Below are 18,087 nucleotides of genomic sequence, written 5' to 3'. Positions count from 1 at the left end.
CACCGCATGTTTACGGCCGGGATGCTAGCCGTTCACGTAGGGGCCTTCGCACCAACTCCGCGAAAAGGGGCGGCTACCGGCCGCCGCCGCCCCCTTCCCCGACGCCGTCCGCGCGTGGGTGTCAGACCCCCAGCGGGTTCGCACGCGCCGCCGCCATCAGGTACCAGGCCGTGGCGCCCGTGTGCCGGTACGGGTAGTAGCCGAAGCCGAATCCCGTGTCGAGGGGGCTGCTGGCGGAGACGATGCCGGAGCGGGCCGGGAGCGCGCGGCCGCCGATGGTCTGGGCGGCGCCGAGGTGGTCCTGGGCGCTTTCGAGGGAGGCCAGGAGGCGCCGGGCGCGGGCCTCGTCACCGCGCGCACCCCGGTCGCGCAGGGCGAGGGCCAGGTGAGCGGTGCCCTCGAACCAGACCCCGTTGCGGTTCGGCCGGGGCTGGAACTCGGCGATGGGCGCGTCCTCGTTCGCGAGGAGACTGGCGGAGCTGAAGGTGACGCCCTCGTACGACTCCCCCGCCGGCACGGTGCTGTTGCGGCGCTCGGCGTGGTCGAGGACGGCCAGTTCCCGGACGGCCCAGTCGAGGGAACGCGCGTACCGGCGGGAGCCGAGCGCGAGGTGGGTCCAGGTCTGGGTGTCCTCGGGGATCGGGGACTTGTTGACGGTGACCCCGTCGTTGGTGCCGGTGTAGAAGAACCCGCCCGTCGAGCCCCGGGACGGCTCCCACATCCGCCGCACGAAGGCCTCGGCCCGCGCGCGCCGCTCGCCCCACACCCGGTCGCCGGTGAGCCGGGCGAGGCGTCCGAACAGGCAGACCAGGTCGGTGTTGTGCTCGGTCGAGGTGAACGGCAGCTTCTCGTTCGCCCCGTTCACACCGAACTTGTAGCCGCCGAGGGGCTCGTCGGTACGGCCGGTCCGTTCGATCCACTGCCCGATCCGCACCGCGGCGGCGAGGAACCGGCGCGCGCCGGTGCGCCGGGCCAGCGCGCTCAGCGCGATGCCCGCCCAGGCCATGTCCCCCACGGCCGTCCCCGTGAAGCCGAACTGGGTGCCGACGTTGGCCGTGCCGTCCGCCCGCACGAACCCGTCCGGCTGCGGTACGCCGTCGTAGTAGACGTACGGCCCGACGTTGTACGCCTGGCGCAGTCGGCCGTCGTCGTACGCCGGGTCGTGCTCCTGGGCGTAGATCAGGGCGTCCCCGAGCGCCACGGCCCTGGCCCGGCCGTCCGCCGTGCGCACGGCGAGGTGGGCGAGGATCGCGAGCGCGTTGTCGTACGTGAACGCCGTGCTGAACAGGCCCGCCTGGTCGGTGTAGCTCTGGGTCAGCCGGACGGCGCCGTGGTCGGGGTAGGAGTCCATCGCGGCGGCGAGGAAGTTCTGTCCGCGCCGCCGGGCCGAGGTCCCGGACGTCCGTGGCGCCGCGTTCGGCGCCGCGTTCGGCGCCGCTTGGGCCGGGCCGGAGCCGGCGGCGACGAGCGCCGCGGCGGCCCCGAGACCGGTGCCGAGGAGCGCCCGGCGGCCGAACGCCGGTGCCGGGTCTGGTCTGCCGGTCGCGCCGGTCATGCCGGTGCTGTCGGTGCTGCCGGTCATGGGTCTCCCTTGGAAGTGCGGGCCTGGGGGCGCGCCCGGAGCCGCGTTCTGAGAGCGCTCTCAAGCGCGTGCGGGGTCATTCTGCTGGTGCTCTCGGGGCGGGTCAACGCCCTTGTCCGCTCAGCCGATTGAGGCGGGCGGGGTGGTGGGGGGAGCGGGCGGGGAGGGCGAGGCGCTGACCTGGTGGGCGGGCGGTGAGGGCGGGCGGATGGTGAGGGCGTGCTGGTCACTCTCACGGGCGATATTGGTCGAAGGTGTGCGCGGGAGGGGAACGGGGTGGCTAGGTTCGTGGCGTGTCACGTTTCCGGATGTATCCGTCGCGCGCGCAGGCCGAGCGGATGCTCACGCACTGCGCGCACGCCCGGTACGTCTGGAACCTCGCTGTCGAGCAGCACGCGCACTGGCGCCGGTGGCGCAGGAGCGCGCCCGGTTTCGCGGAGCAGTGCCGTCGAGGGGCTGGGCACGGGCGAGGTCATCGGCGTCGACCGGGGCGTCACGATCACCGCCGCCCTCTCCGACGGACGGAGGCTGAACGACTGGCCGCCCACTTCCGCCTCAGCGAGGCCACCGTCAAGACCCACGTCGCCCGCATCCTCGCCAAACTCCGCCTGCGCGACCGCGCCCAGGCCGTGGTGGTGGCCTACGAGACGGGCCTGATCGTGCCGGGCACGGCGGAGGGGCCGCCGGCCGCTCCGGAGGGATAGCCGCGTCCCGCTGCCGCCCCCCGACTACGTACTGCACACCCTCCGCAGAGCCGGTCGCCGGTCGGTGCGGCTGTCCGCCACCTTCTGTACGTCTCTCAACAGGCCCGGTACGTCGATGTTCTCGTCGGCCGCCGCGCGGGCGATGGTCAGGAGGACGGCCTCGTAGAAGGCGTCGCGGACGGCGGGGGGCATGACGTCGGAGGCGTCGAGGCAGCGGGGGTCCGGGCCGGTGAGGCGGTCGGCGATCTGCCGCTCGACAAGGCGGTCGCGCTGTCGCACCCGGCGGTTCGCCGAGAAGACGTCCGCGGAGTCGGCCCATTCCTGCTGGCCCTCCCGCGAGGCCAGCCGTTCGATCAGGTCCCGGGCCTCGGGGCGGTCGCTGAAGAGCGCGGCGAAGTCACCGGTCACCTCGTGGGCCCGGACCCGGTAGCCGCCACCGGGCAGCAGGGGGGCGGAATCCATCAGACCCGCCCGGCGCCGCTCGTCCCGGTAGAAGGAGCGGGCGAAAGAGCCCTGGTGCTCCAGCGCGCACCCCTTCGGGCCGTCGAAGAGCAGGCCGTACCCGTCGGGTTCGCCCCGGTGGTCGGTGAGCAGGGCCCGCTTGGCCGCCCTCTCGTCCTGCCGGAGCAGCCCGGCCCACGCGTCCCACGCGCCCCGCACCGCCTTCCCGGTCCAGCGCGCGGTGCGGTCGCCGAGCGCCCACCTGCCGTAGACGTCCGGACCCTCGCGTTGCAGCACGAGGTCCTCGATCCAGTCGCTGCCGGGCCAGCCGGACGCCCCGTCGTCCCCCATCCCGATGCACCAACTGGTCAGCGGGGCGGGCGAACCGGCCGGGCGCTCGCCCTCGCGGTACCAGACGATGCTCTTGAGGTCCGCCTTGACCGGCACCCAGTACGCCTTCTGCGAGGGCTTGTTCACCGGCTGCCACGGGGCCCCGTACTCCTCCTCGGCGTAGAGGCCGTTCAACGGCTTGAGGCGGTCCTGGGCGGCGTACTCGGCGAGTTCGCCGACGCCCGGCATGATCGCGATGTCGGGGGGCTCCCCCGACTGCACCTTGGACAGCAGCACCTCGCGCTGGGCGGCGGTGCCCTGGTACTCGAAGCGGATGCCGAAGCCCCGCAGCAGGTCCTCGAACTGCTCGCCCTGTTCGCCGGTCCACGGCCCCAGGACGGTGACCGGCTCGTCCTCCCGCTGCGACCAGACCGCCACCATGCTGCCGGCGGAGACCAGCAGCAGCGCCACCAGCAGCACCAGCACCTTGAACCGCCGGGTCACCGTCGCCTCCAGTAGTCGCTGTCGAGCCGGAGTCCGAGTCCCACCACGGGCAGGACGACGAGCAGCAGACCGCCGGTCAGGGTGCCCTGGTGGACCCGCTCGGTCCAGGTGTCGTCGGCCAGGACGTCCCGGACGTCCTCGGACCGCTTCGCGACGGTCTGCTGGTACCCCTCCCACTTCCCTCCCTGGTCCTGCTGCCGGGAGACCTCGGTGATCTCCCGCAGGTTCCCGGCCACACGGTCCAGGTCGGCCTGCGCGGAGGACATCGTCAGCAGCGGCACGATCCCGAGCAGCACGGTCAGGGCGAAGGCCGCGAGCAGGTACGGGTTCCAGTCGCGGCCGCAGCGGTCGCGCAGCACGAACAGCGCGGACAGCAGGGACAGCGCCAGTGCCAGCAGGGCGAGTTCGGCGAGCCACCAGCCGCTGCGCTGCAGCCACCCCTCGGTGGCGGTGACCTCCGCGTGCCGCGTCTGGATCCGCTGGATCGCGTCGAGGCGGGGTACGAGTCCCACGCCCTGCCGGACGAGCAGCGAGTGCGCCTCGGCGAGCTTCTGTTTGCTCATGAGGGGCTGGTCGCGGTACATGGCGGTACCGAGGTTGAGGGAGTTGCCGTAGGTGGCGAGCAGACCGTTGACGGTACCGAGATCCTGGTCCGTGCGGTCCGCGATCCGGGACAGTCCCTGGTCGGCGGCGGAGAGCTGGGTCCGGTAGGCCTCGCCCGTGCCCGCGACGGCGGCGAGCTTCGAGTCGACCAGCTGCCGGGCTTCGTGGTCGGCGCGCAGGACCGCGAGCCGGGCGGCGGCGAGCCCCTGCACCGCCGGCGCCTCCTCGCCGGCGAGCGTCTGCGCGCCGCCCTGGACCTGCCGGCAGGACACGAACAGGGCGCCGGCCGCCACGAGCGCGCACACGGTCAGGACCAGCAGATGCGCCTCCAGCAGCCAGCGCGTGCGCCGTCCGCGCAACCGCGCACGCCAGAAGGCGCCGAGGGAGTACGGCGCGAAGCGCAAGCGTGGAACGTAAGAGGAACGCGGGGCGTACGAGGAGCGCGGGGGGTGGCGGGGGTGTCCGGTGGTCACAGCAGCTCCTGCCCGCAGACGATGCAGTGGCGGGCCTCGGCCCCGGCCCGGGTGGCGCACCTGACGCAGCGCGGGCCCGGCAGCGGACCGGCGGTGGGGGTCACGGGCACGGGACGGGATCCGGCGCGCAGGATCATCGGCCCGAGCGTGTCGGCGTCGACGGCGTGCCGCAGCCGGACCAGGCCCGCGGGCGCGTCCTCGATGTCGGCGACCGCGCGGATCTCGTCCAGCACCCAGTCCGTGCCCAGCCGGTCCGCCAGCCGCGCCGCCCGTCCCAGATGCCCCTCGGCGGCCTTCCGTCGCTCCTCCCCGAGGGCGACGAGCCCCCGGCGCAGGGCCTCCCGCATCACGGTGGTCGACTTCTGGTCGCGCACACCGGCGGCGCCCGCCGACAGGTCGGGCGGCGGGAGTTCGGGGCGGTGCCAGCGGGCGGTGACGGCCGCGTGCACATCGCCGACGGAGACCATGGCGAACTGCAGATACGTCTCCAGCGGGTCGGCGTCGGCGTCGGCGACGAGGGTGAGGAGGTAGTCGCGGCCGCCCTCCTCCCACTGGTACGTCGGAAAGCTCCACCGGTGCGGCAGGCCGGGCTGGGGCAGCCCGCCGAGGCGGTGCGGCCGGGGTGCCTTCTCGTTCAGCGCGACCTGGCGCACCGTGGGCCGTACGGTCACCACGATCGGCAGCTGGGGGGCGTGCACCCGGCGCAGCCGCCGGATCGCGGCGGTGATGGCCGTACCGAGGCCGTCGTCCACGAACTCGGCGGTGCCGTGCAGCCGTTCGGCCAGCGTCAGCAGCGGTCCGGGGGACCAGTCCACGCCCACGGCGAGGACGTCGCAGGTGAAGTGGCCCGCGCAGGCGTCGAGTTCCTCCTCCAGCCGGGTCTCGCCGGGGGCGCTGCTGCCGTCGGTGATCAGCAGCAGATGACGTACGGACAGGGGACGGGCGGCGAGCAGGGCGCGTGCTCGGGCCGCCCAGGCCGCGTATCCGGCGGGGCGCGGGCCGTCCCGGTGCAGCGGGATCGCGCCCGTGGCGAAGGCGGCCCGGCGTCTCTCGCTGTCGTCGGCGACGGCCCACTCGGTGTCACCCCCGGGATGGCACCGGACGGGTTCGGGGCCGGCGCCGAGGACGGTGAAGGAGATGCCGTCGGGCAGGGCGCGCAGCGCGGCCGGCAGGGCGTGCCGGACGGCCGCCCGGAGCGGCTCGGCCACGTCGACCGCGATGATCACGGCGAGTTCGATCGCGGGCAGCTCGGTGGGTGCGCCGCCGGCGCTCACGTCGACGCGCAGATGCGCCTCGATCTTCGCGCTGCGGTGCGGTCGCAGATCACCGCCGAGGTCGACCCGCAACCGGATGTCCGGCTGCGCCGGCCGGGCCCCACCACCCGTCCGCCCGTTCAGGTGCCGGCCCGCGCGCCGGCCCGGATGCCTGCTCATGTCGTGCGTCACCGTTCCTTCCCCGTTCGCCGATACCCGCCGGTACTCACACCACCGTCTGTGGCCGGACCGCCTGCAGAAGGTCCACGAGATGTTCGTGGGTGGCGGCCGATCCGGCGTACCGGGCGGCCAGTTGGCGGTAGTGGGACTCGATCCGTTCGCGCAGCCGGCGCTCCTGCGCGCTCAGCCGCCGCAGCCCCCGGGGGTCGAGCCGGCCACCGCCCCGGGGGCCGGGGCGGTCGTCGCGGCTGTAGAGGGCGTCCAGTTGCCACTCGTGCAGTTCGGTGCTCAGGCGCAGCGCCTCGTCCTCGGACAGGCCCGGCACGCCGGCGCCGGGCTCCCGGCGTACGAGGTCGCGCAGTTCGGCCAGCGCCGCGTCGACCTCGCTGGGCTCGGGCAGCGGCGCGGTGTCCCGGGGCAGCCGGGCCGCGCGGATCCGTAAGGAGGCGATCCGGGTGACGGTGTGGTCCAGGGTGCCGGGGCGGACCCGGCCGAGGACGTCGAGTGCGGCCCGCCGGTCGCCCGCGCGCAGGGCGAGCCGGGCGAGGCCCAGGGCGGCGCCACCGTGCGCGGGGTTGCGGGCGAACACGGCCTCGTACAGCTCCTTGGCGGTGGGCCCGGCCGTGTCGTCGCCGAGCCGTTCGCCGCAGTAGGCGAGGGCCAGCTTGGGGGCGTACTCGCCGGGCAGTTCGAGGCGGACCTTCGTGAAGTGGCGCTTGGCCTCGGCGATCTGGCGCGGGTCGCCGTCGAGGTCGGCGCGGCGCAGCGCGACCAGGGCGCGGTGCCACTCCAGCCGCCACCGGCGCACGGCGGACGGGCCCGGCAGGGAGTCGGCGGTGTCGAGTTCCTCCTGGGCACGCTCCAGGTCGTCCCGCGAGTTGCGGCCCAGCAGGACCCGCACGTTGTGCAGGCGGATCTCCACCGAGGGCGGCTTGCCGTCCTCCTGGTCGAGGAGGCGCCCCGGGTCGTAGCCGCTGCTCACCTCGAACCGGGTGGTCTGCGGGTCGCCCGGGTAGCGCCTGGGCACCGGCAGCCGGCGGGCGATCTCGGTGGGGGTGGGCGCGCCGAGGTCGAGGGCGGGGGCGAGCGGCGGGTCGTAGCGGTCGCGCCGGGGGCGTTCCAGCCAGTGTTCGATGCCGGGAACGGTGCCGAGCCGGGCGCCGAGCAGCTGCGGGGACGGCCAGAAGTAGTCGGAGGGTTCGGGCGGGTCGCTCTTGCCGCGCAGGGCCCGGATCTCCCGCAGGGCGCCCCGCAGTTGGCCCGTCATCTCCCGGGCGTCGGCGAAGCGCAGGCCGGGGTCGGCGCGGGTGGCGCGGTCGACGACGCCCCAGAAGGAGGCGGTGCCGAGGCCGGGCACCTCGTCGACGGCCCAGCCGGCGAGTTCCCGCAGGGTGACGCCGACGGTGTGCAGGTCGTGGGCGGTGGTGGGCATGGGCGCGAACGCCGTCTCGGGCGCCATGTAGTCGGGCGTGACATGGGCGGGCGGCTGGCTCTGGCCCTGTTCCCGCATCCCGCCGAGGTCGATGACCTTGACACCGTCCCCGTGGTGCACGACGTTCGAGGGCTTCATGTCCCCGTACACGAAGACCCGTTCGCCGCCGGCGTGCAGATGGACGAAGGCTTCGAGGATCTGGCAGCCGTACGCGGCGACGTGCTCGATGTCGAGGACCGACTCCCCGCGCCGGGTCTCCTTGACGACCTTCTCCAGGGTGCCGTCGCCGACGTCGTCCATGACGATGTGGCCGCCGGTGACCTGCCCGGTGTCGTCGCGCCGGGCGACGAAGTCGCGGATCTGGACGATACGGGGGTGGCGGATGGCGACGAGGTTGCGGCGTTCGACGTCGGCGAGCCGGGCACCGTCCTGCTCGTAGCGGTTGAGCATGCCCTTGACGGCGACCACGTCACCGAGGTGGGTGTCCTCGGCGAGATAGACCCAGCCCTGGCCGCCGTGCGCGATGGGCCCCATGATCCGGTACTGGTCGCGCAGCACGTCTCCTTCGGCGAGTTCGGGCCGGTAGGAGTAGGGCACGCCGCAGGCCGGGCAGAACCCCTCGACCGGCACCCGGCCCACGGTGTAGGGCGGCGCGAAGGTGATGCCGCACTCGGGGGACGAGCAGCCCATCCGGACCCGGAGCGGTGCCTGGGGGTGGATGAGGCGTTCCTGCGCGGGGCGCGGCGCCCGCTCGGGCAGCGCGAGCAGCTCGGCGGGGCCGAACTCGCGCGGGTCCTCGGGCAGGGCGGGCAGCCGGGGGCCGTCCTGCGCCCGCCCGCACACGGCGCAGTACCCGGTGGGCAGCACGGTGCCGCCGCAGGGGGCGCCGGTGAAGCGGCGGTGCGGACAGGGGGTCACGCGCTCGCCGTCCGGCGTCGGGGTGGGTGGGGTGGGCGGGGTGGGCGGAGTTGGTGGGGTGGTCGAGGCGGGGGACGCGGACGGGACGGGCGGCGGGGACGGCGGGGCGGAACCCGTACCGGGGCCGGAAGCGGACCCCGTACCCGCCTGCTGCTCAAGCTCCGTGCCCGCCACCGGCTCGGGCCCCGCGCCCGCCCCCGTCCCGGGCCTCATGTCGTGTCCCCGGAGCGCCGCAGGTCCGCACGCAGGGTTCTGATCAGTTCGCGCAGCCGGGCGAGCCGCCACTGCGGGTCCTGGCCCGTGGTCTCGTCGATCAGGCGGCGCTCGGCCCGGCGCCGGTCGGCCGTCTCGGTCATCGAGCCGAGGGAGGCGCTGCCGACGACGCCGTGCCGGACCGCGCGACTGAACTCCGCCCCCGCCAGCCGCGCCAGGAGCGTGTCCGCGTGGGCGAGGAGCGCGGGGGCGAGGAGCCGGTCGCGGGCGGCGGTCCAGCCGGTGCCGCCCTCGTGCCGGAAGACCAGCAGCAGCCGGAAGCCGAACGACCGTAATCGGACGAGGAGTTCGATCAGCGGCACCGGTTCCGGCTCCTCGTCGAGGCCGTCGACGAGGACGGTGACCGGGCCGCCGGGCACCGGGGCGGCCGTCCGCGCGGGCCGGGACCGGGTGCCGAGCAGCCAGTCCCAGTACGCCAGGTACTGGCCGGGCGGGAACGCGATGTGGCCCAGGGCGTGATCGGCGAGGTCCGGTCTGCCGGACACACCGCCGCGGTGGACGAGGGAGGCCCGGTGCGCCAGATGCCCCAGGGAACGTTCCTTGCCGCTGCCCGCAGGCACCACGGTGATCTTCACCGGCTCCTCGTCGGGGTCGTCGAACCAGCGGGCCAGCCGCTCCTCGAAGTCGTGGTCCCAGGCGTGCGGGCCGCTCAACTCCTTGATCACGGGCGAGAGTTCCGCGATGCGCTCGACGGGGATCAGATACGAGAAGGCGAGCCGGTTGTTCTCGGGCAGCAACTCCCCCATGTCACCCCGCCAGCTGACGATCAGTCCGACCACGCGCACGGGGCGCCCCTCGCCGGGCCGGGTGCACACGGCGGCGCCGCTGAAACCCTTGCGCACCACTTCGGCCTTGGTGACGGCGTCCAGTTGCACCCGCTCACCACTGACCCCGCCGATCCGGCCCCACAGGGACATGCCGTCGTCGAAGCCCTCCGCGTAGCCGGTGGCGGACACCTCCGCCCCGCCCCACAGCGCGGGCTCCAGCCGGGCGGGTCGCGCCCGGGGCCGCGGGCTGTCCAGCCGGAGCACGGCGACGTCCTCACCGCCTACGGGGACGTCGGGCAGCCAGCCACCTGGCGCGACGCGCGCGGACACCGGTTCGAGGTCGGCGTTCTCGGCGAACTCCAGCCACATCACGGCGTTCGGATCGCGCACCACGTGTGCGCAGGTCAGCGCCGTCCGCTCATCGACGAGCACGCCGGCGCCGCAGATGGGTCCGTGCGCGCCCCCGCGCCGCAGCCTGAGCCTCCAGTCCGCACGCAATTCCCCCATGCCGCCTCACACTACGCGCGAGGCATGGTGCGTCCCTAGACTCTGTAACCAACTCGGATCGGCCGATCAGGGGAAGACGACGGGATGTTGACATGGGCGAACCCGAACCGGTCGGTCTCGCGGAGGCCATCGGCACGGTCCGCGCGGAGCTGGCCAGGGCACAGGCCGAAGGCGCGGCGAGCGACTGGCGGTTCAGTGTGGAGCAGGTCAGCCTGGAGTTCTCGGTCCAGTTCCACCGGGGCGGCGAGGGCGGCGCGGGCCTGCGTCTCGGCGTGGTCGAGGCCCGCCTCGGCGGCTCGGTGAGCCATGACTCCACCCACCGCATCCAGGTCGACCTCAAGCCCCTCCCCGGCCCCGGCGGCCACCACCACGAGGTGGGCCGCGACGAGCCCGGCACCCGCGAGCACCCGGGCCCGGGGCCGTCCGACGGTTCCCTCTCCCGCGGCTGACCCGCCGGGCGCGCCGGGCCCCCGGCCCCGCCCGGTGGGCGCGCCGTCACAGACGGCAGGCGGTGACGCGTCGGGCCCGCGACCGGGCGAGGACGTACCGGCGAGAGACAGGTCACCGAGGCCGCCGGACGGTCGGCCACGGGCCGAGTCGGGGACGTCCCGCCCAATGTCCCCGTAGGCCACGAACCGTGCCCAGCAGGTGAGGTGCCTGCGCGGCTCACGCACCGTCGTACCGCTCACCGAATCGCACCGCACCTAGCACAGGGACACACCGTGCCCGATGCCCGCGACCCGCGAGCTGGCGTCCACCACGGCAGGGGCTACCGCCACGCCCCGGCTGCTGGCACGCCTGAGCGGTGGGCACGGAAAATGCCGCAACCAGCTCGGCGACGCCCCGTACGATCAGCCAAATCCCGTGCACGCGCGGGTCGGTGACGACGAGGCCAGGGAGCGAACCTGCATGACCCACCCACCTGACCTCCGCCCCGCCCACCCCCAACGCCTCGACCAGGGTCACCCGTTCCGCCAGTGGAAGACCTGGCGTGTCCCCGGGACCGGCCTGACCCTCACCGGGTACTCCCGCGCGAACGACAAGACCTTCTTCCACCTCCCCGAACTGCGCTGTTCCCTCGACGCCGGGCTGGCCGAGGGCCGGCAGGTGGAGACGGTGCTCCTGACCCACACCCACCTCGACCACTCCAAGGACCTCGACTACCTGGCCGCCAGGGACGCGGGGGTGGACATCTACCTGCCGGCCGCCGCCGAACCGTACGCGGCGGCCTACCTGCGCGCTTCGAGCGAGCTGAACCACGGGGCCGGCTTCGATCCGTCCCGCGCTCCGGCGTGCCGTCTGCACGGCGTGCGCGCCGGCGCGGAGTTCTCCGTGGGCCGCCGCGGGGAGTACGCGGTCCGGGTCGTCGAGTGCCTGCACAAGGTGCCGTGCGTGGGCTACTGCTTCGCGGAGCAGAAGACGGTCCTGAAGCCGGAGTACGAGGAGCTGAAGGCGTCGATGGTCGCGGCCGGACGGGCCGCTGAGTTCGGCCGGATCATCGCCGAGCGGCGCAAGGAGGGCCCCGGCGCGGTCGACGAGGAGATCCGCCGCCCGGCCTTCGCCTTCCTCGGCGACACCCACGCGAGCGTGTTCGCGCGCAACCCCTGGCTGTTCGACTACCCGGTCATCATCACCGAGTGCACCTACCTCGACGACGGACAGCTCACCCGGGCCCGGCAGGTCGGGCACACCGTGTGGAGCGAGCTGCGTCCGGTGGTCGAGGCGCACCCGGAGACCCTGTTCGTGCTGACCCACTTCAGCCTGCGCCATTCCGACCAGGAGGTCATCGAGTTCTTCCGGCGCGAACGGGAGGGTGGCGCGGCCGGATATCTCGACAACGTCGTGCTGTGGGTGCACCCCGAGAGCCGTCTGCCCGAGCAGCACCAGAAGGGGTGACTCCCCGGCCGGCGGCCACGGGTGTGGCCGCCGGCCGGGAAGGTCAGGGCCTGCCGAGCGCCCGGTAGTCCCACCCCGCGGCCCGCCACTGCGCCGGGTCGAGGGCGTGCCGTCCGTCGACGATCCGGCGCCGGGCCACGACCGCGCCCAGGGCCTCCGGGTCGATCTCCCGGAACTCCGCCCACTCCGTGAGCAGGACGACCACATCGGCCCCGGTGGCCGCGGTGAGCACGTCCGTGCCGTAGTGCAGGTCCGGGTAGGCGCGGCGGGCGTTCTCCAGGGCCGCCGGGTCGATGACGGTCACCTGGGCGCCCGCCTGGTGCAGGGTCCTCGCCACGTCCAGGGCGGGAGCGTCGCGGATGTCGTCGGAGTTGGGCTTGAACGCCGCCCCGAGCGCGGTCACCTTGGCTCCGGCCAGCTCCCCGCCGGCCAGCTCGCGGACCAGGTCCACCGTGCGGGCCCGGCGGCGCTGGTTGATGGCGTCGACCTCGCGCAGGAACGAGACGGCCTGACCGACGCCCAGCTCCTCGGCACGGTGGCTGAAGGCCCGGATGTCCTTGGGCAGGCAGCCGCCGCCGAAGCCGAGGCCCGGCTTGAGGAACCGGCCGCCGATCCGGTCGTCGTAGGCCAGCGCCTCCGCGAGACCCGTCACATCGGCGCCGGTCGCCTCGCAGACCTCCGCCATGGCGTTGATGTACGAGATCTTGGTGGCGAGGAAGGAGTTGGCGGCGACCTTGACCAGTTCGGCGGTGGGCAGGTCGGTGACGACCACCGGGGTGCCCTGGGCGATCACCGGGGCGAACGCGGCACGCAGCTGCTCCTCGGCCCACGCCGACTCGGTGCCGAAGACCAGCCGGTCGGGCCGCATGGTGTCGTCGACGGCGTAGCCCTCGCGCAGGAACTCCGGGTTCCAGGCGAGTTCGACGTCCGCTCCGGCCGGGGCCGTCCGCCGGACGATCTCCGTGAGCCGGGCGGCGGTGCCCACCGGGACCGTGGACTTGCCGACCACGAGGGTGCGCCGGCGCAGGTGCCGGGCCAGTTCCTCGACCGCGCTGTCGACGTAGGTCAGGTCCGCCGCGTACGAGTCCCGCTGCTGGGGCGTGCCCACACAGACGAAGTGGACGTCGCCGAACTCGCCGGCCTCGGCGAAGCTCGTGGTGAACCGCAGCCGGCCGCTGTCGAGGGCCTTGGCGAGCAGTTCGGGCAGTCCGGGCTCGAAGAACGGCACCTCGCCCGAGTTCAGCCGCTCGATCTTGACGGGGTCGACGTCCACGCCGAGCACGTCGAAGCCCAGGACCGCCATGCAGATGGCGTGGGTGGCGCCGAGGTAGCCGGTGCCTATGACGGTGAGGCGGGGCGCGGTTCTGTCGGTGTCGTCCGACCAGGTCATGGTGGTCTCCAGAGGTGTTGCGGGGCGGATCGGCCCGCCGCACGAGCCGGTGTGGGTGACGGCCCGCGGCAGCGACGGCGCGGGAAGGGCGGCGGGCTGGGGAGGAGCGGAGGGCACGGAAGAGGCGAAGGGCACGGGAGCGGCGGAGGAGAGGCGAAGGAGGCGCGGTCAGGAGGAACAGTCGACGTTGGCGAGCCCCTCGGCCGCGTCCTTCGCCTTGTTGTCGCAGGTGACCTTGTTGCCGTCGGACGTGAGGTGGAAGCCGTAACCGGGCCCGTCCACGTTCGCGGTGTTGTCCTTGAAGATGTTGCCGGTGCCCCAGCCGTTGACGAGCTTGTGGGTCTGGAAGCCGTCCTCCGGGGAGTTGCTGCCGGTGTTGCCCTGCAGCAGCCAGCCGTTGCCCTTCACATCGACCCAGGAGTCGTTGTTGTGGGAGCCGCTCAGCTTCGATCCGTCGAAGGTGTTGTCGATGACCTTGCCGTCGCTGGTGCCTTCCTTGATGTCGATGGACTCGGCGGTCGTGTCCCGGATGTCGTTGCCGAGCACCACGTTGCGGTCGCTGGCGTCCGTCTTGCAGTCGCTGACGGTGCACCAGTTGGACTTGGCCGTGCCGATGTAGACGCCCTCGCCGTACTTCTCGCGGCGCAGGCCGGTGTCGCGGATGGTGTTGTCCCGGACCATGTTGTCCGAGCTGAAGTTGCGCAGGTGGATGGCCTCGTCGCCGATCTGTTCGACGGTGAGGCCCTGGATGACGGTGCCCACCACGCCGTCCGCCATCACGCCCTTCTGGGCGTTGCGGACGGTGAAGCCCACCAGCCGCCAGTTGCTGACCCGGTCCAGGTGGAAGGCGTACCCGTCGTCCGTGTCACCGCCGTCGACGACCGCTCCGGCGCTGCCGCACAGGAAGATCGGCTTCTCGGCGGTGCCGGAGGCCTCGGCGGTGAAGTTGCCCGCGTAGACGCCGTTGGCCAGGGCGATGCTGTCGCCCGGTCGCGCCTGGGCGAGGGCCTGTTCGAGCGTGGTGGCGTCGCTGACCTTGACGGAGGCGGGCGGGCAGGTCACCGCGGCGTCCGGCACCGAGCCGCTGGTGGCGTGTTCGGTCGGGGCCGCCTCGGGGGCGGCCGTGCGGGTCGGCAGGACGGACGGCTCGTCCGGGGTCGGTGAGAGCACGGACTCCCTGGGCCCGGCGGTGGTCGCCCCGGCCGTGACCTCGGCGGGCTCCGATCCGCCGTCCCGTGTCACCGCCACGACGAACGCCGCCAGAGCGAGCACGAACGCGCCCCCCGCCAGCCAGAGAGCCGGCTGCCGGGCGGAACCGCGCTCGGGGGCGGGCGGTTCGCTCGCCATGAGCGGCTGGACGGAGGTGTGCCGCGCGTCCGGCCCGGACGGCCCGGTGGGCGCGGGCGCCTCGCTCGGCATGGGCGGCCCGCTCGGCATGGGCGGCTCGCCGGGCACGGACGCCTCGCCCGGCCTCGGCGGCTCGCCCGGCCTGGGCGGTTCACTGGGCGTGGGCGGCTCGCCGGGCGTGCTCGGTTCGTTCGGCGTGGGCGGTTCGTTCGGCGTGGGCGGTTCGGAAGACATGAACGGCAACTCCGGTGGGCGGGAACGCGTCGTCAGCGGGGCGGACGGGCGGCTGGGACGGACTGGGGAGCCAGAACCCGCAGGGCGGCGGTCTCTTCGTCCTTGGAGAACCAGCTGCGGTCCGGGTTCTGCCGCAGGGGCACCTCGACGACGGACGCGCTGTTGCTCACCGACTTCTTGTCCTCGTACGGGTGCACACCCAGGCGCCCGCCACCGCGACGGCTGCCTCGGCGGCTCTGGCGGCGGCCCAGCAGGGCCGAGACCAGGATGAGCAGCAGGATGAACGCCCAGAGCAGCGTCATCGGGCTCGCGTAGTGCCGGAACTTGACCCAGAAGGAGCTGGTGTCGTGCCAGGCGAACGTCTGGTTCTGCTTGACGGCGAGGTCACCGTGGGCCCGGGTGGTGTCCACGGCGCTCGGGCCGACCCCGGAGATGACGTTGTAGGTGATGATCGACTCCGAGACCCCGCCGACCATGCTGATCCCGTGGTTGGTCCCGTCCTGGATCGTGTTGCCGCGGATCTCTCCGACCGAGTCCCGTATGTAGATACCGGTCTCGGTGCCTTCGACGATGTTGCCGGTGATCGTCGCGGCGGTCACTCCGTCGCGGACCGAGATGCCCTGCCGTGACTGGCCGGTCAGCCGGTTGCCGGTGATGGCGACCTTGGTGGCGTCCTTGCGGGCCACGATGCCCATGTCACCGCCCTCGACCCGGTTGTTCTGCACCCCGACGTCCTTGCCGCCGAAGATCTCGATGCCGTAGTGGCCGTTGTCCCTGGCGATGCTGTCGGACACGGAGTTGGAGCCGTAGCTGCTGATGGACTCGCCGGATGCCGAAGGCCCGCTGGCGAGCGGCCGGCCGCTGAGCGTGAACCCGTTGCCGCCGTTGCCCTCGGCGGTCGAACCGCTGACCCGGACCTGCTCGGTGGCACGGGCCAGCACGAACCCGTCGCCGCCGTTCTCCTTGGAGATGGTCCGCTCGACGACGGCGTTGGTGACGAACCGGTGCAGGACCACGCCGTGTTCGAGGCTCCGCCGGACGGTGCTGTCGCTGATGCTGACGCCGTTGGCCCCGGAGAGGAACAGCCCGTAGGCGTTGCCGGTGAGGGTGGAGTGGCCGATCTCCGCGGAGACGTAGGAGAGGCTGGGCACGGAGAACCGGGTGTCCGGCGTGGCCAGCGAGCCCGAGGGCTGCGCCACGACGCCGCCGCTGCCGGCCTTGGTCCCCGGCGACACCGTCGAGTCCTCGATGTTGCCGGTGTCGGGGCGGTCGGTCCCGGTGAGGCTCAGTCCGCCGGTGCGCCCGCTCCAGAAGCCGAGATCGCCGACCTTGGCGTACTTCATGGAGAACTGGCCGCCGATGGCGCGGATGTAGGCCCGGCCGTCCCGTACGTCCGTGTCCGGCTTGTTCTTCTTGTCGTTCCAGCTCGTGATCCGCAGGGGCGCCTGCGGGGTGCCCTCCAGGGTCAGCCGGCCACCGAAGGAGACGATGCTGACGAAGCCCTTGTTGCTGCTGGCCATCCGCAGCGTCAGTCCGCCCGGGTTGGACAGCTTCAGCTTGGCGCCGGCGTTGAGATAGATGTTCTCGGTCAGCAGGTAGGCGCCGTCCGGCTGGCGGACGAAAGTCTGGGGAGCCAGTTCCAGCAGGTCCGAGACGGTGTAGGCGTTGCTGCGCTCGGTGAGGACCAGCGTGTAGCCGTCGCCGGTGTCCAGCCGGTACGGCGCCTTCCACTCACCGCCCTTGAGGGGGGCGACGGCGGCGACCGCGCGGACCTGGTCGAGGCGGTGGTCCTCGGCGGCCACGAGCGCGGTCTCGTTCTCCGCGTCGGCGGCGTTGACCTGTGGCTTGTCGTCCCCGTCGGCGGCCGGGGAGACGGCCGCGCAGGCGAGGACCAGACCGGCGGCGAGGGGCAGCACGACCGCGCCCCTGAGTGTCCGCCGGACGGCGGAAAGTCGGTGACGCGTCATGACTGCTGAACCTCCGGCCACGTGGACGCGGTGACCCGCGTCGTGCTCCCCAGGGAGGCGGAGTCCTGTCCCTCTCCACCGATACGGTCGCTGGTACGGGTCAGCCAGCCCTGCTTGTTCATGGTGATGAAGGCGTACAGCTTGATCGGCAGCGAGATCATGATGACCACGAGGGCGAGCAGCGGCAGCAGGAGCAACTCCTGCGGGTGCTTGCGCAGATGCGAGTAGCCGCGGATGCCCCGCCCGACGAGCAGCCAGACCAGGACGAGGAACACGCCCCGGCCGGTCAGCTCCAGACGACTGAACAGCAGGTACCCGAGCGCCATGCCCATCGTCACCGGCGTCAGCAGGATCTGCAGCACGGTGATCTTGGTGACCAGGGGGACGCGCCAGAGCCAGCCCTTGTAGAGGGCGGTCAGATAGCAGCGGTAGGAGTTCCGGCTCCAGCGCACGCGCTGCTTGACGAAGGCGCTGAACGAGGAGGGGAACATCGATATCGCCCGCGCCGAGGACTGGTGCACGGTCTTGTAACCGGAGGCCAGCACCAGCCAGGTCAGCCGCCCGTCGTCACCGGCGACGCAGCGCCGGCCCAGGAAGAACTCGTTCTCCAGGTTCTCCAGCACGGGCTCGATCGCGGCCCGCCGATAGGCCGCCGTACGACCGGACAGGCAGGCCACGGCGCCGGCGCGGCCCATGGCCGGCACGTAGTCGTAGTAGCGGAGGTTGACCAGCCAGTCGGCGATGCGCCGCCAGACGCTGGTCCGGCGCTGGTAGACGTTCTGCTGGGTGCCCACACCGCCGACCTCGGGGTCGACGAAGGGCATCTGGACGGCGGCCAGCAGCCCCGGCTCCCAACGGGTGTCCGAGTCCACGAGCACGACGAGCTCACTCGTCGCGGCCCGGATCCCCACCCCGAGCGCCGACCGCTTGCCGCGGTGCTCGAACGCCAGCACCCGCACCCGCGGGTCGTTCACCTGCGACAGCCTGCGCAGGACCTCGGTGTCCGCCACGTCCGGCACGATGATGACCTCGGTGGGGCCCTGCTCCAGCCAGGTGTCGAGGCAGTCCAGCAGGATGCTCGCGTCCTCCCGGTAGGCCGGCACCACCACGGACACCGTGGTCCGGTAGTTGTTCACCACCGGCTTGGCGAACCGCGAGAGCACGGCCCGATAGAGCCACAGGCCCCAGACGAAGGCGCCGGCGATGCCCAGAGGCATCAACTCACGCCACGATGTCTCGGCGGTCGCCATGACTATCCATGACCAGACATCGTCGAAGAAATCCGA

12 protein-coding genes and 2 pseudogenes are annotated in these 18,087 nt (G+C 73.0%); 4 read left to right on the top strand and 10 right to left on the bottom strand.

Annotated elements, in window-relative coordinates:
• Nucleotides 1-121: 121 nt before the first annotated feature.
• Nucleotides 122-1,582 carry a hypothetical protein gene (locus tag H4687_RS26030; RefSeq protein WP_046919827.1) on the bottom strand — a complete coding sequence of 487 codons (1,461 nt, stop codon included), beginning with the start codon at nucleotides 1,580-1,582 and terminating at the stop codon, nucleotides 122-124.
• Between the two features lie 308 nt (nucleotides 1,583-1,890).
• Between H4687_RS26030 and H4687_RS26025 the strand changes: the two are divergent.
• Both H4687_RS26025 and H4687_RS26020 read left to right on the top strand, forming a co-directional pair.
• A pseudogene (locus H4687_RS26025) lies at nucleotides 1,891-1,977 on the top strand (helix-turn-helix domain-containing protein); the annotation flags it as partial.
• Nucleotides 1,978-2,118: 141 nt separating this feature from the next.
• Nucleotides 2,119-2,286 (top strand): annotated as a pseudogene (locus H4687_RS26020) (response regulator transcription factor); the annotation flags it as partial.
• Between the two features lie 24 nt (nucleotides 2,287-2,310).
• Here the strand turns inward: H4687_RS26020 and H4687_RS26015 are convergent.
• From H4687_RS26015 to H4687_RS25995, 5 genes are all read right to left on the bottom strand, one after another.
• Nucleotides 2,311-3,561: an extracellular solute-binding protein gene (locus tag H4687_RS26015; protein WP_050399554.1), complete on the bottom strand. Its 1,251-nt coding sequence runs from the start codon at nucleotides 3,559-3,561 to the stop codon at nucleotides 2,311-2,313.
• On the bottom strand, nucleotides 3,558-4,568 hold the full coding sequence (locus tag H4687_RS26010) for a hypothetical protein (protein WP_225966824.1): 1,011 nt from the start codon (nucleotides 4,566-4,568) through the stop codon (nucleotides 3,558-3,560). Before H4687_RS26010 ends, H4687_RS26015 begins: the two co-directional genes overlap by 4 nt.
• Nucleotides 4,569-4,633: 65 nt before the next feature.
• The gene (locus H4687_RS26005) at nucleotides 4,634-6,070 is read right to left on the bottom strand and encodes a hypothetical protein (protein WP_078907612.1); all 1,437 of its coding nucleotides are present in this window, start codon (nucleotides 6,068-6,070) and stop codon (nucleotides 4,634-4,636) included.
• A gap of 46 nt (nucleotides 6,071-6,116) precedes the next feature.
• On the bottom strand, nucleotides 6,117-8,420 hold the full coding sequence (locus H4687_RS26000; RefSeq protein WP_050399553.1) for a tetratricopeptide repeat protein: 2,304 nt from the start codon (nucleotides 8,418-8,420) through the stop codon (nucleotides 6,117-6,119).
• Nucleotides 8,421-8,629: 209 nt separating this feature from the next.
• Nucleotides 8,630-9,967 carry a S1 family peptidase gene (locus H4687_RS25995; RefSeq protein ID WP_167358674.1) on the bottom strand — a complete coding sequence of 446 codons (1,338 nt, stop codon included), beginning with the start codon at nucleotides 9,965-9,967 and terminating at the stop codon, nucleotides 8,630-8,632.
• Between the two features lie 92 nt (nucleotides 9,968-10,059).
• On the opposite strand from H4687_RS25995, the gene H4687_RS25990 reads away from it, so the two are divergent.
• The gene (locus H4687_RS25990; RefSeq protein ID WP_046917928.1) at nucleotides 10,060-10,416 is read left to right on the top strand and encodes a trypco2 family protein; all 357 of its coding nucleotides are present in this window, start codon (nucleotides 10,060-10,062) and stop codon (nucleotides 10,414-10,416) included.
• Between the two features lie 280 nt (nucleotides 10,417-10,696).
• On the top strand, nucleotides 10,697-11,863 hold the full coding sequence (locus H4687_RS25985; protein WP_225966823.1) for an MBL fold metallo-hydrolase: 1,167 nt from the start codon (nucleotides 10,697-10,699) through the stop codon (nucleotides 11,861-11,863).
• A 43-nt stretch (nucleotides 11,864-11,906) separates the two neighbouring features.
• On the opposite strand, the gene H4687_RS25980 is transcribed toward H4687_RS25985, so the two are convergent.
• The 4 genes from H4687_RS25980 to H4687_RS25965 form a co-directional block, all read right to left on the bottom strand.
• Nucleotides 11,907-13,253, bottom strand: a complete 1,347-nt coding sequence (locus H4687_RS25980) for a UDP-glucose dehydrogenase family protein (RefSeq protein WP_046914437.1) — start codon at nucleotides 13,251-13,253, stop codon at nucleotides 11,907-11,909.
• 168 nt (nucleotides 13,254-13,421) lie between these two features.
• Nucleotides 13,422-14,834 (bottom strand): right-handed parallel beta-helix repeat-containing protein, encoded by a 1,413-nt coding sequence (locus tag H4687_RS25975; RefSeq protein ID WP_225966822.1) that lies wholly within the window; start codon nucleotides 14,832-14,834, stop codon nucleotides 13,422-13,424.
• 32 nt (nucleotides 14,835-14,866) lie between these two features.
• Nucleotides 14,867-16,801 (bottom strand): right-handed parallel beta-helix repeat-containing protein, encoded by a 1,935-nt coding sequence (locus tag H4687_RS25970; RefSeq protein ID WP_225966821.1) that lies wholly within the window; start codon nucleotides 16,799-16,801, stop codon nucleotides 14,867-14,869.
• On the bottom strand, nucleotides 16,798-18,051 hold the full coding sequence (locus H4687_RS25965) for a glycosyltransferase family 2 protein (protein WP_046914436.1): 1,254 nt from the start codon (nucleotides 18,049-18,051) through the stop codon (nucleotides 16,798-16,800). Before H4687_RS25965 ends, H4687_RS25970 begins: the two co-directional genes overlap by 4 nt.
• Between the last annotated feature and the right edge of the window lie 36 nt (nucleotides 18,052-18,087).

It is taken from the genome of Streptomyces stelliscabiei (genome assembly GCF_014873495.1).
Lineage (GTDB): Bacteria > Actinomycetota > Actinomycetes > Streptomycetales > Streptomycetaceae > Streptomyces > Streptomyces bottropensis.
Note: the sequence above shows the minus strand (reverse complement) of the source record. Positions and strands in the feature narration are given on the sequence as shown.

Bases quoted from the DNA above. Each gene is read 5' to 3' on its own strand.
- H4687_RS26030 (WP_046919827.1), bottom strand. From the start codon at position 1,582: ATGACCGGCAGCACCGACAGCACCGGCATGACCGGCGCGACCGGCAGA.
- H4687_RS26005 (WP_078907612.1), bottom strand. From the start codon at position 6,070: ATGAGCAGGCATCCGGGCCGGCGCGCGGGCCGGCACCTGAACGGGCGG.
- H4687_RS25995 (WP_167358674.1), bottom strand. From the start codon at position 9,967: ATGGGGGAATTGCGTGCGGACTGGAGGCTCAGGCTGCGGCGCGGGGGC.
- H4687_RS25990 (WP_046917928.1), top strand. From the start codon at position 10,060: ATGGGCGAACCCGAACCGGTCGGTCTCGCGGAGGCCATCGGCACGGTC.
- H4687_RS25985 (WP_225966823.1), top strand. From the start codon at position 10,697: ATGCCCGCGACCCGCGAGCTGGCGTCCACCACGGCAGGGGCTACCGCC.
- H4687_RS25980 (WP_046914437.1), bottom strand. From the start codon at position 13,253: ATGACCTGGTCGGACGACACCGACAGAACCGCGCCCCGCCTCACCGTC.
- H4687_RS25975 (WP_225966822.1), bottom strand. From the start codon at position 14,834: ATGTCTTCCGAACCGCCCACGCCGAACGAACCGCCCACGCCGAACGAA.
- H4687_RS25970 (WP_225966821.1), bottom strand. From the start codon at position 16,801: ATGACGCGTCACCGACTTTCCGCCGTCCGGCGGACACTCAGGGGCGCG.
- H4687_RS25965 (WP_046914436.1), bottom strand. From the start codon at position 18,051: ATGGCGACCGCCGAGACATCGTGGCGTGAGTTGATGCCTCTGGGCATC.